The sequence below is a fragment of the Bradyrhizobium sp. SZCCHNR3119 genome (assembly GCF_032487775.1).
Classification (GTDB): Bacteria; Pseudomonadota; Alphaproteobacteria; order Rhizobiales; family Xanthobacteraceae; genus Bradyrhizobium.
In genome coordinates this window covers 1,606,734-1,620,667 of the sequence record NZ_JAUEUV010000001.1, presented here as the reverse complement: position 1 = coordinate 1,620,667, position 13,934 = coordinate 1,606,734, and the positions used below count along the sequence as shown (strand labels likewise).

Genomic DNA, 13,934 nt, shown 5'->3' with positions numbered 1-13,934 from the left:
GCCAGATCTAGCACGCTTCGGGGACGCTGAAATCAGGACGATCTCAAGGAAAACTCCAAGGCGTCTCCAAGCCATCTCCAAGCAGAGTGATCGGGGTTCGGGCACAAGGTGGCCAACAGATCAAGGAGATCGTCATGTCAGAGACCATCGACAATCGTCGCCGTCGTTTCCTCGGCGTTGCCGCCGCGGGCGTCGCAGCCGCCCAGTTCGGTGTGATCAACCCGGCCAGGGCCGAGACCTTCAAGGCCAAGGCCGCGCTGCCGGCGATCAGGCCGGGAATGACGACCACGTTCGGCCCGCTCAAGCAGATCGACGCCGGCGTGCTCAACACCGGCTATGCCGAAGCCGGGCCCGCCGACGGCCCCGCGGTGATCCTGCTGCATGGCTGGCCCTATGACATCCACAGCTATGCCGACGTGGCTCCGGCACTCGCCTCCGCAGGCTATCGCGTCATCGTTCCGTATCTGCGCGGCTATGGCTCAACGCGCTTCCTGTCGCCTGCGACGATGCGGAGCGGTCAGCCGGTGGCGGTCGCGGCCGACATCGTCGCGCTGATGGATGCGTTGAAGATCCAGAGCGCGACGCTCGCCGGCTATGATTGGGGCGCGCGCACCGCCAACATCATCGCCGCGCTGTGGCCGGAGCGCTGCAAGGCGATGGTCTCGGTGTCGGGCTATCTGATCGGCAGCCAGGACGCCGGCAGAATGCCGCTGCCGCCCAAGGCCGAGCTGCAATGGTGGTACCAGTTCTACTTCGCGACCGAGCGCGGCCGCGAGGGCTATGCGAAGTATCGGCACGACTTTTCCAAGCTGATCTGGCAGATCGCCTCGCCGCAATGGAAATTCGACGACACCACCTTCGACCGCAGCGCAGCCGCTTTCGATAACCCCGACCATGTCGACATCGTCGTGCACAATTATCGCTGGCGGCTCGCCCTTGCAGAGGGGGAAGCGAAATATGACGCGCTGGAGAAGAAGCTCGCGACATTCCCGATCATCGCGGTGCCGACCATCACCCTGGAGGGCGATGCCAATGGCGCGCCGCATCCGGAGCCAGAGGCCTACGCCACGAAGTTTGCAGGTCGCTACGAGCACCGGCTGATCAAGGGAGGCATCGGCCACAATCTGCCGCAGGAAGCGCCGCAGGCCTTTGCGCAGGCCGTACTCGACGTGGCGGCTGGCTGAGAATGGTGTTGTCTCAGTTCTTGCAGCCGTCATTGCGAGGAGCGTGAGCTCCGAAGCAATCCAGAGCGACAGGCGAGACTCTGGATTGCTTCGCTATCGCTCGCAATGACGGTGAGAGACCGAAGGATCCAAGGTGAAGTGACGGATGTCAGGCTAAGCAAATGAATGAACTCGCCAAGATGGCCATCGCCGCCGCGGTGGCAACAGCAGCCGTGCTGCTTCTGCCTCTGGCGGGAGTAGCCGATGACGGCGCCTCGCCGATCTTCGGCGTCACGATTCCGCAAGGTTATCGCGACTGGCCGTTGATCGGGGTAGGGCGCGAGGACAGTCTCGGAGAATTGCGCGGCGTGGTTGGCAATGCCATCGCGCTCCAGGCTTATCGGAACGGCAAGCTGCCGTTTCCCGATGGCAGCGTGCTGGTCAAGCTGGCCTGGAAGCAGGTGCCGATCGCAGGCCTCGAGGGCGCCTTCACCTCTGACACGCCGACCACGATCCAGGTGATGGTCAAGGACGCCGCGAAATATGGATCGACGGGCGGTTGGGGCTTCGGCCGGTTCGTCGGCGGCAGGCCGGCCGACGAGGCGCAGCATCGGACCTGCTTCGCCTGTCATCAGGCGCATGCGAAGGATCACGACTTCGTCTTCACGCGGTACGGTCGATGACGGGCGCCTCTTAATGCAGGTCATCATCGCAGCTTCAATGGTTGGCGGCCCCAACCCATTGGCGCGCGTCACGATCCATTGTTCGGATCTGGCCTCGCCGTTGTGTGATGTGGGAGGTCGATAAAGCCGACGAATTCCGCGCCAGTTTTCAAATGATGCTCCAGTCGTTGAAATGACGCTGAATGGCGGTGCGTCCGCACAGCAACGGTTGCAGAAACATGCGCGCGGTTTGCAGCAGGGCGTGCGCATGCTGCAGAGCTTGTCTGTGGCTCAAGCGCAAAGCGAGGCGATTGGACCTGCTTCATATGACATGGCGCGGCACACTGGACGCGTTATGAGGAATGTCGGCGACCAGGGACCGTGAGGAGCCTGGTCGCCGCCTGTTCCCGCTTCAACGCCCAGCAGGCTCGAAGTCAGGGCCCTCGAAGCGAAGGCCGCCGGAGCCACGTTCCACCCCGTGATGTGCAGCCTGGATCAAGCGCTCCTCTCCGTCGCGGACGAGACGCGCCTGCGCATCAAGCAGTGCTTCGAGGCGCCTGAGGGCGAGCGCTTTGTTGCGATGTTGGGAGCGGCCGTCGCGCGCGATTGCAGTGAGCCCGGTCAGCGCATGCACCGCGCGTACCGCGCTTTCGGTCGTGTTCTGGTGCTGGCCGCCCGGACCACCTGCGCGGAAGCTTTCGAACCGGATGTCCGCGTGTGCAGGAACGCCGAGAGCCTCGGGTGCCGGCAGTGTGACCACGCCGATGAACCAGTTCTTGCGGCCGTGGTTCGGCCGCAACGGGCTTTTGCACACCCATAGCACGGTGCCGGACGTCCATCGCGCCGCAAGCGCGGGGGCCGGCTCGCCATCGAGCACGACGATGGCGCAGGCCGGACCGTGCTGGTCGGCATGCTGCTCGGCAATGGTGCAGCCGCAGTCGAGTGTCGCGGCCTCGCGTGCCAGCCGCCGCAACGCATGCGCGACAGCGATCCGGCACTCGGCTGGACCGCGTCCTGAAGTGAACAGCAGGCGGATCATCGCCGGTCCTCGCTGCGCGGGCGCTCGGCTGCGATCTTCTTGACGGTCACCAGCGGTCGGAACGAGGCAACCACCCGGGCGAGGCCAAGCGCTTCGAGATCGGCGATCACGCCTCCGATCGGCTTGTAGGCTTCGGGCGCTTCCTCGGCGAGGAGAGCGCGATCCTCGCAGATCACGCGGCCCCCGAACGGGTTGCGTGCCAGTCGCTCACGCTCCGATTTCGTTGCGCCAACACGTCCGATCATCGACGAACGGTCGTACTTGCGGCCGGCGCCATGGGCGAGCGAGGACAGCGCCTCGGGCGGAGCCGTGGCAAGCGGCTCGACCAGATAGGACAGCGCGCCGCGTGATCCCGGGACGACGACCAGGCCCTTGTCGGCAGGCGCTGCCCCTTTGCGGTGGAGCAGACCGTCGCTGCGATGCTCGACGCAATTGTGCGAACACTCGCAAACCGGTGCTGGCTCGCAGCGCAGCGCCCCGGCGGCGCGCCTTGCGATCAGCCGGCGGTTGAGTGCGGCCCAGCGCAGCGCGTGGTCGTGCGCCTGCAAGTACGCACGGCCGCTTTCGCTCTCGGGATCGAGCGGTCGCAGTCCGTCCACGATGTGCGTTTCGAGCAGCGCGTGGCCGAGACCGCGTGAGCCCGAATGCACCAGCAGATGCGCGCGATCGCGATCGATGCCGAAAGAGGTATCAAACACCTCCTCGACCGCCTGCAGCTCGCAGAAATGATTGCCGCCGCCGATGGTGCCGAGCGATTCGTCGAAATCGCAGGATGCCAACTCCTCCGCTGCGAGTTCGCCGGCAATATCGCCGTCATAGGGCCGGGCAACGTCGCGCAGCCGTTCGGCGGCCTTGTCCAGGCGGATTCTCCGCACGGCGAGGTCGAGCGCAAATAGCGCCATGCCGCAACCGGCGTCGGAGCCGACGAAGGCCGGGTGGATCTTGTCCGCGAGGATCGCGCAGCCGACCGGACCGAACTTGCCGGGATGCAGATCCGGCATGCCGGCGACAGCGATGATGCCTTCGATGTCCGCAACCGACTGGAGTTGGCGCACGGCGGCGCCCTCGATCCAGGAACTGGACGAGTAGAAGCCGTGGACTGGCACGCGGCCGTCCACGAGATGGGAATTGCCCATGTGAGAAACCTTGGAAGAAACAGAGAGAGCCGCGCGCTCTAAGCGCGCGAAGAGTCCGGCTCAGCCCCCCCGCCTCACGCGAGGATCAGGCTCGGTGGCTCCGGATGGAGCAACGAACGATCGCGATCATCGTCTGTCTCCTCGGTCTTGAATGCGGAGCGGAAGTGCTCGACGCAGAGCGCTACTAATCACATCGGTGACGGTATGGCAATTCCCACGTCTGGGTATGCCGATCGGATCGGACTGACCTGTTGCAGGAAACGCACGTTCGACGGCCGTCAGCCGAATTTCCGTCGGGCGTCGAGCGCGAGCCCGATGCCGACGCTGCCGAGCAGGTCGGTTTCGGCGACGCGTGCACCGGGGAAGGGGGCCAGAATTGCCTGGCGCAGCAACGGCACCATGCTCGATCCGCCGGTTAGGAAGATCGTGGTGACATCGGTCGCCGCGACGCGTGCGTCTTTCAACAGCCGCTGCACCGTTGCGACGATGCGTTCGACGGCGTCAGCGATGGCGGCGTCGAACGCGGGCCGCGTGAAGGAGAACTTCGCCCATGCGCCATGATCGGCGGGCGCCGAGACCGCCGTCTCCGCGCGCGTCAGGGCAATCTTGGCCTCCTCGACCCCGATGGCGACCGCATGGCCCTGGCGCGCCTCGACCAGCGCGATGAAGCGATCGACGAGGTCGCGTCGCGCGGCCTCGTAGCGGATTTGCCGCAGCTCCGACATCACGTTCTTCTTGTAGAGCTGGTTGATGCGGTGCCAGGTCGCGAGCTCATGATAATAGAGCGAGGGCAGGCTGCGCTTGCCGTCGGCGGTCGGGCTGCCGTAGCCGAGCTCGGGCATCACGCTTTTAAGGCTCAGCAGCCGGTCGAAATCGGTGCCGCCGATATGGATGCCGCCATTGGCCAGGATGTCGCCGGCGCGCTCGGCCCGCTTGCGCCGCTCGGGCGAGACGCGCACGATCGAGAAGTCGGAGGTGCCGCCGCCGATGTCCGCGATCAGGACCAGTTCTTCGCCACGGACATGCTGCTCATAATCGAGCGCGGCGGCGATCGGCTCGTATTGGAAGGCGATGGTCCGGAAGCCCTGCGCACGGGCGATGTTCTCCAGCGCATGTTGCGCCTCAGCGTCGGCCGCATCGTCCTTGTCGACGAAGCGCACCGGGCGGCCGAGCACGACCTCCGTGATCTCTCGGTCGAGCTGGCGTTCCATCTGCGACTTCAGATGCGCGAAATAGAGTCCGAGAATCCCTGAGAACGGCACCGCCTTCTGGCGAATATAGGTCTTCTCGTGGATCAGCGCCGTGCCCAGGATGCTCTTCAGCGCGCGCATGAAGCGCCCGTCATGGCCCTTCAGGTAATGATCGACCGCGCTGCGTCCGAAATGGGTGCGGTGATCCTCGAAATCGAAGAACATCGCGCTCGGGAGCGTCAGGTGGCGGTCTTCGAGCGGGAGCAGGCGGGCTTTCTCTGGATCGCTGATGCCGATGGTGGTGTTCGAAGTGCCGAAGTCTATGCCGCAATAGGCCGCAACCATGCTCGTCTTGCTCGTGTCAGTCCGGGGCGACGGCTTACCCGCTCGGCGGCGTCGTGTCATCCGGCGAATGCCAGGGCTACTGCATATGGGGAAAAACTCGGCCGACGGATCTCTTCCGCGGCCGTCCTTCGAGACGCTCGCCTCCGGCGAGCTCCTCGGGACGAGGGCTGGTTTGCGGCAAAATGGCAGACCCTCATGGTGAGGAGCGCCGCATGCGGCGCGTCTCCGGACGATGCTACGCATCGCCGGGAGAACCATGAGGCCCGATCCAGTTTGCGCCATATGCGATCGCCCTGCGGCGAATGCGGTTCGCGCCATGCGGCTTTACGAACGATCGTGCGATGTCGGCGTCGGCCGCGGCAAGCACCGGCAGAACGCGCATCGGACGGCGGCGGCAGGCCCGTCGAATGAGAGGCCGACGTTTGGCGCCATCCCGGGATCAGCTTGGGCGCCTTACGACGGACTTCCGTCGCGCCGCGCTCTTCGCGCCGAATGTCGGCACGTCACGGTCTATCAATGTCTGTTAACCATCATATCAAGGGCGCGGACCGGCGTCGCCCTGGTGCTGGCTGCTCGAGCCCGGCGGGGGCGAGCTACACACACAGGTTGTAAAATTAACGATCGGTGCATTTTCCGAACGTATTTTTCTCAATCTGGAACCGGATACTTCCAGGTCGCGGCAAATTTGAGACATTCTTGACGCGTCAGTTGGTGCGGCTGTCGTGCTCGATGCTCGTCGCCGTAGCCAGCTGGTGCTGAGGTCGACCCGGATCGGGTGCAGCTCGGCGTCATCGGCGTGATGCAGTGTGTGGCGTTGTGAGTTGAGTAACCGGATGGAAGATTTCCATTCTCTCCCTGAAGAAGTGCCGCGGACCTTTGACCCCCGGTCGTGGCGGGAGGTGAACGGCCCCACGATCCATCCCGGCGGCGCCGGGAACGCGCTGCAGCTCTGCTGCCCGCCGGTCGCTTCCTTCGTGGGGGCTTTCCTGGGCTGCCTTCTTACCCTGGATCTGAGCAGTTCCGGGGTGCCTCCCGCAATTGCATCGGCAACCGTCACGATCCTCTTGTGCGCCTCACTGATCTTGTCGGGGTGGGCCGAACTGGTGCCGAGCGCTTTCTTTTCCTCGGCCTATGGAGGAAGCTTCGGCGGGATGACGCCGGTTGCGGTCCTCAGCGAGAGCGTGGCCCGATCGGGCCTGCCGGTCAGTGCGTCGTTCTCTTTGCTGTCGATCTTTTGCGGGCTGGTGTTCTGTCTCGCCTGCGCAATGGACCTGCGGCTGCGGAGGGGGATCTTGCGCGGCTATGGCGGGCGGCTCGGTGGGCTCGCGGCCATCGCGTCCTTTCTCTTCGTCGGCCTCGGGCCCTTGCTCGGTTCGGATGGCGAGTTGTTTCGCGTTGCTCGTGTCGACGCCTTCGACAGCGATCCCGGCGCGGTGGCACGGATCTTCGCGGTGTGCGCGACCGGCATGCTCGCCACCCTGTTGGTGCTGCGGCAACCGCGGGTGGCCGCGTCGCGCCGCGTGATCAGGATCTTCGCCGCCGCGACCGTTGCGTTCGTCGGCCTCGTCGCGCTCCATGAAATGCAGCCGAATGATCCATGTCTGCAAGACGCATTCTATGCGGGGTGCTTTCTCGGCATGTCGTCGCCGGAGCGGTTGGCAGGTCCGATCCGGCCGGTGTTGGTGTCGTTGGTATTGACCGTCCTTCTTGCCGAGACCTGTCCGATCCTGCCCGCCGTCGGCGGCAGCCTCGGCTTTCTCGCATGCCTGACTGTGCTGGTGTTGGACACCTCGCGCCGCGTCCTCCGCTCGGCGACCTCTGCGATCGTTGCGGGAGAGTGCGATAGCGGCGTTCGGGGACCCGGCGCTGGCCGAGGCTCGTCGGCGGGGATGCCGGCTTGGCGCGCGATACGGTCCTTCGCGACGCTCGCAATGTCGCCTCGCGCTGCGCCTCCGCTTGCGAAAGGGCTGGCGGCAACGCTGCTGTTTGGCGCCGCGCTGGTGCCGTTCGGTTCTGTGCCGGAGCAAGAGGAGCTGTGGACCACCGGATCGATCCGGGGCGTCGAGACCCAGCTCCCGGCGGCCCAGCCGAGATCGGCAGGCATGGTGCCTATGCTGATGAATCCCGGCGCTCTCAGCGAAGCACGAATCGTTGGCACCGCGGATGCCGCCCTTGCGACTGATGGTCCGGCGCAGAGCCGCGCCGAACTCGCGCTGCGGCCGAGCGCGGATGTTCGCAGGGTCGGCTCATCCGATGGGCGTTCGGGTCAGGTCCGGTCGCCGCACACCAAACGCGCTCACGTCGTGGCGCAGCCGGTCTCTCGCAGGAGCAACGCACACTAAACTTTTCGATTGAAATGGGTGATCGAATTTAGGTTACGTTAGCTACTGAACCGGGGCTTGGGCGAGCAAAGAGCCGGAATACAAGCGGACATAAAACCGAAGGGGATTTTATATGATTTTGAACCGAAGACTTGCCGCCTTTTCTGCGGCGTTGCTCTTGTTGACGATGGAAGCGGGCCGACCGGCCTCGGCCGCCCAAGTCGTCGCTATCGGTGCGAGCAATACGATCGGCGCAGGACGGGGTAGCCACCATGGCGGGGTGGTGCCTTCGGACGCTTGGCCCGCTCAACTTGAACAGCTGCTCCATGCCCGCGGCATCGGCGTCGAGGTGAAGAACGCCGGTATTGCCGGAGACACGACTTGCAACATGCTATCTCGATTGGACAGCGAAATCGGGTCCGACACGAAGGTGGTCATCATTCAACCCGGCGGCAACGACGCCTGGAAAGGCACTTGCAGGTTCGACACAGCGAAGAATGTGGCTGAGATGCAGCAACAACTTCGGGCACGCGGCATCAAGTCGATCCTGCTCGTTCGCCTGGGAAGCATTGCCGGCAAGAGCAATCTTGAGGTCGACGGTCAGCACTTCAACAAAGCGGGCCATGCGGCGATCGCAGCCTGGTTGCTTCCGAAGGTCGCTGCTGGGTTGCGATAGCCTGCCATTGCAGCAGCAATTCATTGGCCGGTCCTGGCGCCAAGCGTGCGTCTCGGGATACAAAAGAGCGTCAAGCCGACCGGAAACGTAAAGGCAGCCCCCGACGAGGACTGCCGGACGATCGGAATACAATGTAGGGGGGCGTCTTTAGTCTACATTAGCAAATGCCGATAATAGTCGCCGCCAAGAGCAATTGCAATTTGGTCGGAAATGAACAGCGACGAGGCCGGTCTTGCTTGGCGCACATTCAACTTGAATTGGATACCCGTCGCGATTCTCGGGGCTGTGCTGTTCTGCGTCACACTGTGCACGAACTTTTCCCTGGAACCGATGGCCTTCGGCGTTGCCGTTGCAATTGCTCTTCTACTTGCGGCTGTCGCCTATGGTTCCGCGCTCATAAAGCCGGATGTTGCAGATCCTAAGCTCGTCTTCTGGTTTGGCGCGACGGCCCAGATCATAGTGGTCACGGCGATTGTTGGACCGCTGAGCTACGTCGCAAACGCGTTGAACTGGCCGCTGCAGGACCAGACGCTATTGGTAATTGACCGTGCCATCGGGATGGACCCTCAACCGATCGCAGCCTTTTTCAACGAGCACAGTTGGCTCGTGAAGTACCTGAACGTCGGTTATGGCTTCATCAAATGGCCGCTGCTGGGCATCCCCATCATTTTGACGATGACGCTGCGATTCACGAGGCTTCAGCAGTTCGTACTTGCGTTGAACCTTGCGCTCGCCGTGACGATCGTCATTTCAGTGTTCGTTCCGGCCGTCGGGACCTACTATGGTCTTGGCTTGTCGCCGGCAGAGCAATTTCCGTTGATTGATTCGACCAATTATGCGGCGCAGCTTCGTGATATCCTGGCGCTACGCGATGGGTCGCTCCGTCATCTTGAACTGCTCAGGTTGTCGGGCATCGTCTCCTTTCCAAGTTTCCATACGGCGTCGGCGGTTCTCTATATGTGGGCGGTGTGGCCGGTCCGAGCTTTCCGGTGGGCAACGATTGCGCTCAACACATGGATGATTGCGGCAACGCCCTTGATCGGCGCGCACTATATCATCGACGTCGTGGGCGGCGCCGTCGTGGCTGCCGGAGCCGTTCTTCTGACCAAACATCTCTTCAGATCCTTGCTTCTCGGATCCAGGCGTCGAAAAGCGTCCCTGGTGGACGTGAATCAGCCCGAGCTCCGCTTCAGCCTCAAGTAGTCGCCAAATCGCTTCGTGCGATCTCTCCGCTTGTCATGACGGATCGACGCGAATCCAGGACGAGCAGTCCGTGCATAGTAGTTTCTTTAACATGTGATGATAACTTGGAGCGCTCGGGCGATCTGAGGCGCTCCGGCCGCCGGCGTGTGGGAGGGATCGCAGGCGCCTCGCGTTCTTGATTTTGATGTGGAAACCGGTCGTTGTCGCGGCTGGTATTGATGGACGACCGATGTCGGATCTCGTTTCAATCTCGAGCCTTTCTCCGACGGAGCCGCGAAGGGTGAGTGCCGGGGTCCTGATAACGGGGCTCGGACTCGCGGTTGTGCTCGCGATCAAACTGTTGTCGATCAAGACCGGCGTCTTCAATGCCATGTCCACCGACGATGCCATGCGTTTGGTCGAAGTGCGCGACCTGATCAACGGGCAAGGGTGGTTTGACCTCCGGCAATATCGACTGGACCCGCCTGGCGTGCCGATGCACTGGTCGCGCCTTATCGATCTGCCCTTGGCCGTCTCGATCCTGCTGTTGAAGCCTCTGATCGGAATGCACCACGCCGAGGCGGTGACGCTGTTTATCTGGCCTCTGCTGCTGTTCGCCATTGCTATCGCGCTTGCCGTCGCGATTGCCCGGCAGATGAGCGACGGCGCCGTAACGTCACAGATCGGCGCCGCCGTGCTGGCTATGCTGGCGGTGCCGGCGCTCGTTCATTTCCGGCCAGGCGGGATCGATCATCACAACGCCCAGATCGATCTGTTGCTTTCCATGGTCCTGTTCACGTTGCAGATCGAGCGGAGTGCGATCAAGGCCGCGTTGGCGGGCCTCGCTGCGTCGTTATCGCTGGCCATCGGCGTCGAGATGCTGCCTGCGATCGCCACGATAAGCGTTGCTGTGGTCGGGCTATTCATATGGCGGGGCGCTCCCGTCGCGCGCCAAGTTGCAGCCTTTGCGATCGCGCTGGCGGCCTCGTCGCTGCTACTCGCATTGGCTTTGCTTTCGCCGCAAGCGCTGGCGGCGCCCGTCTGTGACGCGTTGGGCGGTCCGCTACTGCTGCTGACCGTCGGCGGTGGCGTCGGCTTGGTCTTCATGGTCGGAATTGATCATGTCCGCTCTGCTCTATGGCTCCGCGTTGTCACTGCAAGCGCAGTGGCGGTTGGCTTGATGGGCGCGTTGATCGTGCTGTTTGCGGGATCACTTGCGTTGCCTTACGCACAGCTTGATCCGCTTGTGGTGTCGATATGGCTCGATAACGTTCAAGAGACTGTCTCACTTGCGAGGATGCTCCGGCTTGGTGCGGAGGTGGTTCTCGGCTTTTACGCCTTTCCTTTCGTTGCGTTGGGGATAGCTGTTGCGGCGCTTCTCCGGTCGAATCCGCAGGATCGCTTCCGTTGGGTGCTTGGCGTCGTGACGCTCGCCTCGTTGATCGGAATTAGCGCTTGGGAGGTGCGAGGCGCAGCCGGCGCAAACATGGTGGCAGCCCCGATTTTCGCCGCGGGCGCCGTGACGCTCTGGCCGTCGCTCGCCATTGGAAGCAACCTGGTGCTGCTGGCATTCGCCGTTTCACCGATGATGTTTGCAATATTGGGGCCTTCCGCGAAGCCGCTGATCGAGCTGATCTTCAAGTCGCAGCCGATGATCTTCGACCCCGATGCGTTGAGGTGCCAGAGCGTTTCGGACGCCGCTTCCATGAGACAGCTTCCCAAGGGGCGCGTGATGGCGCCGATCGATTTTGGACCGGCCATACTGGCGGAAACGGACCACGACGTGTTCGCCGCGCCGTACCATCGCAACAATGACGGCAATCTCGCAATGCTCCAGCTGATGATGGCGCCAGCGCCGGTTGCGCATCGAATGCTGTTGGATCGCCAGATCGATTACGTGGTGATCTGCCGCACGTCCCCAGATCGAAGCGTCATTGAACGCGCCCCAGATGGTTTGGAGGCAGCCCTGGTCCGCGGCGAAACGCCTGAATTTCTTGAGCCGATAGGCCTCGGATCCACAAACAAAATCGCGGCGTGGCGGCTGCGAAAGTGAAGCCTCGATCGCAAGCGGCCAACCTCCTCCTATCTGGCCCTGAGAGACCGTCAAAGGTCACACACTGTGTGCCGCACCGCATAAAGCGGTGAAATTAACCAAAAATCCAATGATTCCGTTGGCGGTGCGACGCATAAGATTGTCGCACGCGACACATAAGAGCGTATCGAAAAATTTGCGAAACCGCGCGGACCGCCTGCGACAGAGCGCATGCTGGTAGGGTGGTTGCGGCGAGCGTGGCGGATCGGAAATATCCGGCGACCGACTTTTCGCGCCGTTTACAGGGGGATCCGTTTGCCAAACGGTCTGGTTGGATGTGACCTAAGGCCCGTTCGATGGTGAAACCGCCGCACGGCGCTGGGCAATAGAATTACAACAATATATTGTGATTTTCATTATTTGCAGCCGGTTGGGTGTGCCAACTTTTCGGAAGCCGCTCCTCTCGGCTTTTGATGGTGTGAGGCAGTCAGATGTCGTGCTAGAGCGGGTCGTTGTCGGCGACCGCTTCCCAGACCGGCTCCTCGGCTGGCTGCTTGGCCCACGACCCCGTCGGGTTCGCGCGGTCCAACAACTCGCCGGCAACGGCGCCCAGTCCGGCGGTCTGCAACGCGGCCATCTGGAATGCGTCGCGAGCGGCGAAGTCATCCTCCGAGAGGTCGTCATCGAGCAGGCTGAGCGGCTCTTCGAGGTCGCGCCGAAGGTAGTTGTGCAAATCTTTGAAGCCACACGATCGGGCGGCGAGATCGAGGCAGAATGCATGCTTGAGCTTGACACCCTGCGCAGCCGTTGCGTCATGCCCTTCATGCGGTCGTCGGCCGTCACGATGATCATCGTGTACTGCTCGTTGACGTTGGGGATGGTGCGGGCGGCTCCGGCGTAGGACTGGCGCCAGCGTTCGATGTCGTCGCAGAGCTCCGTCAGCGTCGTGAAACGCTTGTTGCGGAGGAGTTCGCTCAGCTCGCGCAGAGGCCTTTCGGTGAGTGCCCTCGTCCGCAGCATGGGGCCATAGATGATCGAGATGTCATGTCGCTCAGCCCAGGAGCGAAGCGCCGAATGGCGGCGGTATTCGAAGTTGTTGTCGATCCAGACCTCTTCAGGAAGTCCCGACCGAAGGACTCGCCGGTCCAGCGTCGCGGCGATATCAATGGCGGCCGTGAGCGATACGGTCGCGCTCAGGGGACAACGCGCGTGGACGTCGATCACCGTCGTCACGAACGGCCTGAGGTCCAGGTCGAGCATCGCGGAATCGATGATCTATGCCTGATTTCTGAGCGGGACCGGGTAGGCGGTCATGTTCGCCATGAGCTACGTAGTTCTGAACTTCATCTCGACTTCCTTTCTGCTCGAAGGTTTCGGCTTATCCACGGCTCGCCGGCCGCCGAGCGCGATGTTGAACCGCCGCGTCGGAGCGCCCCATACATTGTAGACACGACATTGCTCAGATGGCATCTGGGACATTGTGGGCGCGTCTTATTTGTCGCGGCCTTGTCGCTCTGAAAGAGAATCTGACGCAAACATCTTCCAGAGGTTGATCTGCATCAACGAAGCGACGCCGCATGCATGCAGCGTTAGCCGTTGGTCAGCAAGTGGAGCCGTTCGGCTCTCAGCCGTATGCCTTCTGGGAAGTCATAAGTACAAGCTTTGTCGAGCGGGCATTTTCTGTCGAATGTCCGACATGAACGGGCCCAAGGAAACAATGAAGAAATACTCTCAAAGAAAGAGCTGTGGGGGAGGGCATGAGTCCTCTCTGGCTTCATCGACACGTTCGACTTTGGCGGAGCAGTCTCGCATCGGGCAACTCGATCTGTCGGATCAGCTCATCGCTGAACAGCACGCTCAGATACGCAAGCGTTCCGGACGTCGCAAAGAATTGGAAGATCAAGATCGGCGTCTCGACCGGGCGCTGCAAACACGTGCGATGCAATTAGCAACCACGGAAACGCGGTACCGCACGGCTTCCGCCGAACGTCGGGTCTGTCGAAGGCGTCACCAGGACGGCGAAGAACGCCTCGTAGAGATACAGGTGCCGTTTGAGCGGCTTTCTCTGTTGCAGCGGCATTGCGACTCCAAAGTAATGGCTCTTGTCCCTTGTGCGCCAGCAAATTGTTCGGCGTGTTCCGGCGGGCGCATGGTTCCGAGTTAGCCGGCACGGGCATCGGGCTAGCTA

The 13,934-nt window shown here is 62.5% G+C and carries 10 protein-coding genes; 6 read left to right on the top strand and 4 right to left on the bottom strand.

The genetic code is table 11. The annotated features are described in order from the left end of the window. Window positions 1-134: 134 nt before the first annotated feature. On the top strand, window positions 135-1,184 hold the full coding sequence (locus tag QX034_RS07730; protein WP_316185237.1) for an alpha/beta hydrolase: 1,050 nt from the start codon (window positions 135-137) through the stop codon (window positions 1,182-1,184). Window positions 1,185-1,345: 161 nt separating this feature from the next. Then, window positions 1,346-1,846: a cytochrome P460 family protein gene (locus tag QX034_RS07725; RefSeq protein ID WP_315706472.1), complete on the top strand. Its 501-nt coding sequence runs from the start codon at window positions 1,346-1,348 to the stop codon at window positions 1,844-1,846. Window positions 1,847-2,237: 391 nt separating this feature from the next. Here the strand turns inward: QX034_RS07725 and prfH are convergent, their stop codons facing one another. The 3 genes from prfH to QX034_RS07710 form a co-directional block, all read right to left on the bottom strand. After that, entirely contained in the window at window positions 2,238-2,864 is a 627-nt protein-coding gene (prfH, locus tag QX034_RS07720) for a peptide chain release factor H (RefSeq protein WP_315706471.1), read from the bottom strand. After that, entirely contained in the window at window positions 2,861-4,000 is a 1,140-nt protein-coding gene (locus QX034_RS07715) for an RNA ligase RtcB family protein (protein WP_316190209.1), read from the bottom strand. Before QX034_RS07715 ends, prfH begins: the two co-directional genes overlap by 4 nt. A gap of 278 nt (window positions 4,001-4,278) precedes the next feature. Beyond that, window positions 4,279-5,535 carry an Hsp70 family protein gene (locus QX034_RS07710; protein WP_315807280.1) on the bottom strand — a complete coding sequence of 419 codons (1,257 nt, stop codon included), beginning with the start codon at window positions 5,533-5,535 and terminating at the stop codon, window positions 4,279-4,281. A 1,025-nt stretch (window positions 5,536-6,560) separates the two neighbouring features. On the opposite strand from QX034_RS07710, the gene QX034_RS07705 reads away from it, so the two are divergent. From QX034_RS07705 to QX034_RS07690, 4 genes are all read left to right on the top strand, one after another. Beyond that, complete coding sequence (locus QX034_RS07705; protein ID WP_315807279.1) at window positions 6,561-7,877, top strand: hypothetical protein; 1,317 nt, start codon at window positions 6,561-6,563, stop codon at window positions 7,875-7,877. Window positions 7,878-7,989: 112 nt separating this feature from the next. After that, entirely contained in the window at window positions 7,990-8,532 is a 543-nt protein-coding gene (locus tag QX034_RS07700) for a GDSL-type esterase/lipase family protein (RefSeq protein ID WP_315706467.1), read from the top strand. 210 nt (window positions 8,533-8,742) lie between these two features. Next, window positions 8,743-9,735 (top strand): phosphatase PAP2 family protein, encoded by a 993-nt coding sequence (locus tag QX034_RS07695; protein ID WP_315706466.1) that lies wholly within the window; start codon window positions 8,743-8,745, stop codon window positions 9,733-9,735. A 280-nt stretch (window positions 9,736-10,015) separates the two neighbouring features. Beyond that, window positions 10,016-11,767 (top strand): hypothetical protein, encoded by a 1,752-nt coding sequence (locus QX034_RS07690; protein WP_315807278.1) that lies wholly within the window; start codon window positions 10,016-10,018, stop codon window positions 11,765-11,767. A gap of 478 nt (window positions 11,768-12,245) precedes the next feature. On the opposite strand, the gene QX034_RS07685 is transcribed toward QX034_RS07690, so the two are convergent. Beyond that, the gene (locus QX034_RS07685; protein ID WP_315706464.1) at window positions 12,246-12,479 is read right to left on the bottom strand and encodes a hypothetical protein; all 234 of its coding nucleotides are present in this window, start codon (window positions 12,477-12,479) and stop codon (window positions 12,246-12,248) included. Between the last annotated feature and the right edge of the window lie 1,455 nt (window positions 12,480-13,934).

Bases quoted from the DNA above. Each gene is read 5' to 3' on its own strand.
- QX034_RS07730 (WP_316185237.1), top strand. From the start codon at position 135: ATGTCAGAGACCATCGACAATCGTCGCCGTCGTTTCCTCGGCGTTGCC.
- QX034_RS07725 (WP_315706472.1), top strand. From the start codon at position 1,346: ATGAATGAACTCGCCAAGATGGCCATCGCCGCCGCGGTGGCAACAGCA.
- prfH (WP_315706471.1), bottom strand. From the start codon at position 2,864: ATGATCCGCCTGCTGTTCACTTCAGGACGCGGTCCAGCCGAGTGCCGG.
- QX034_RS07715 (WP_316190209.1), bottom strand. From the start codon at position 4,000: ATGGGCAATTCCCATCTCGTGGACGGCCGCGTGCCAGTCCACGGCTTC.
- QX034_RS07710 (WP_315807280.1), bottom strand. From the start codon at position 5,535: ATGGTTGCGGCCTATTGCGGCATAGACTTCGGCACTTCGAACACCACC.
- QX034_RS07700 (WP_315706467.1), top strand. From the start codon at position 7,990: ATGATTTTGAACCGAAGACTTGCCGCCTTTTCTGCGGCGTTGCTCTTG.
- QX034_RS07695 (WP_315706466.1), top strand. From the start codon at position 8,743: ATGAACAGCGACGAGGCCGGTCTTGCTTGGCGCACATTCAACTTGAAT.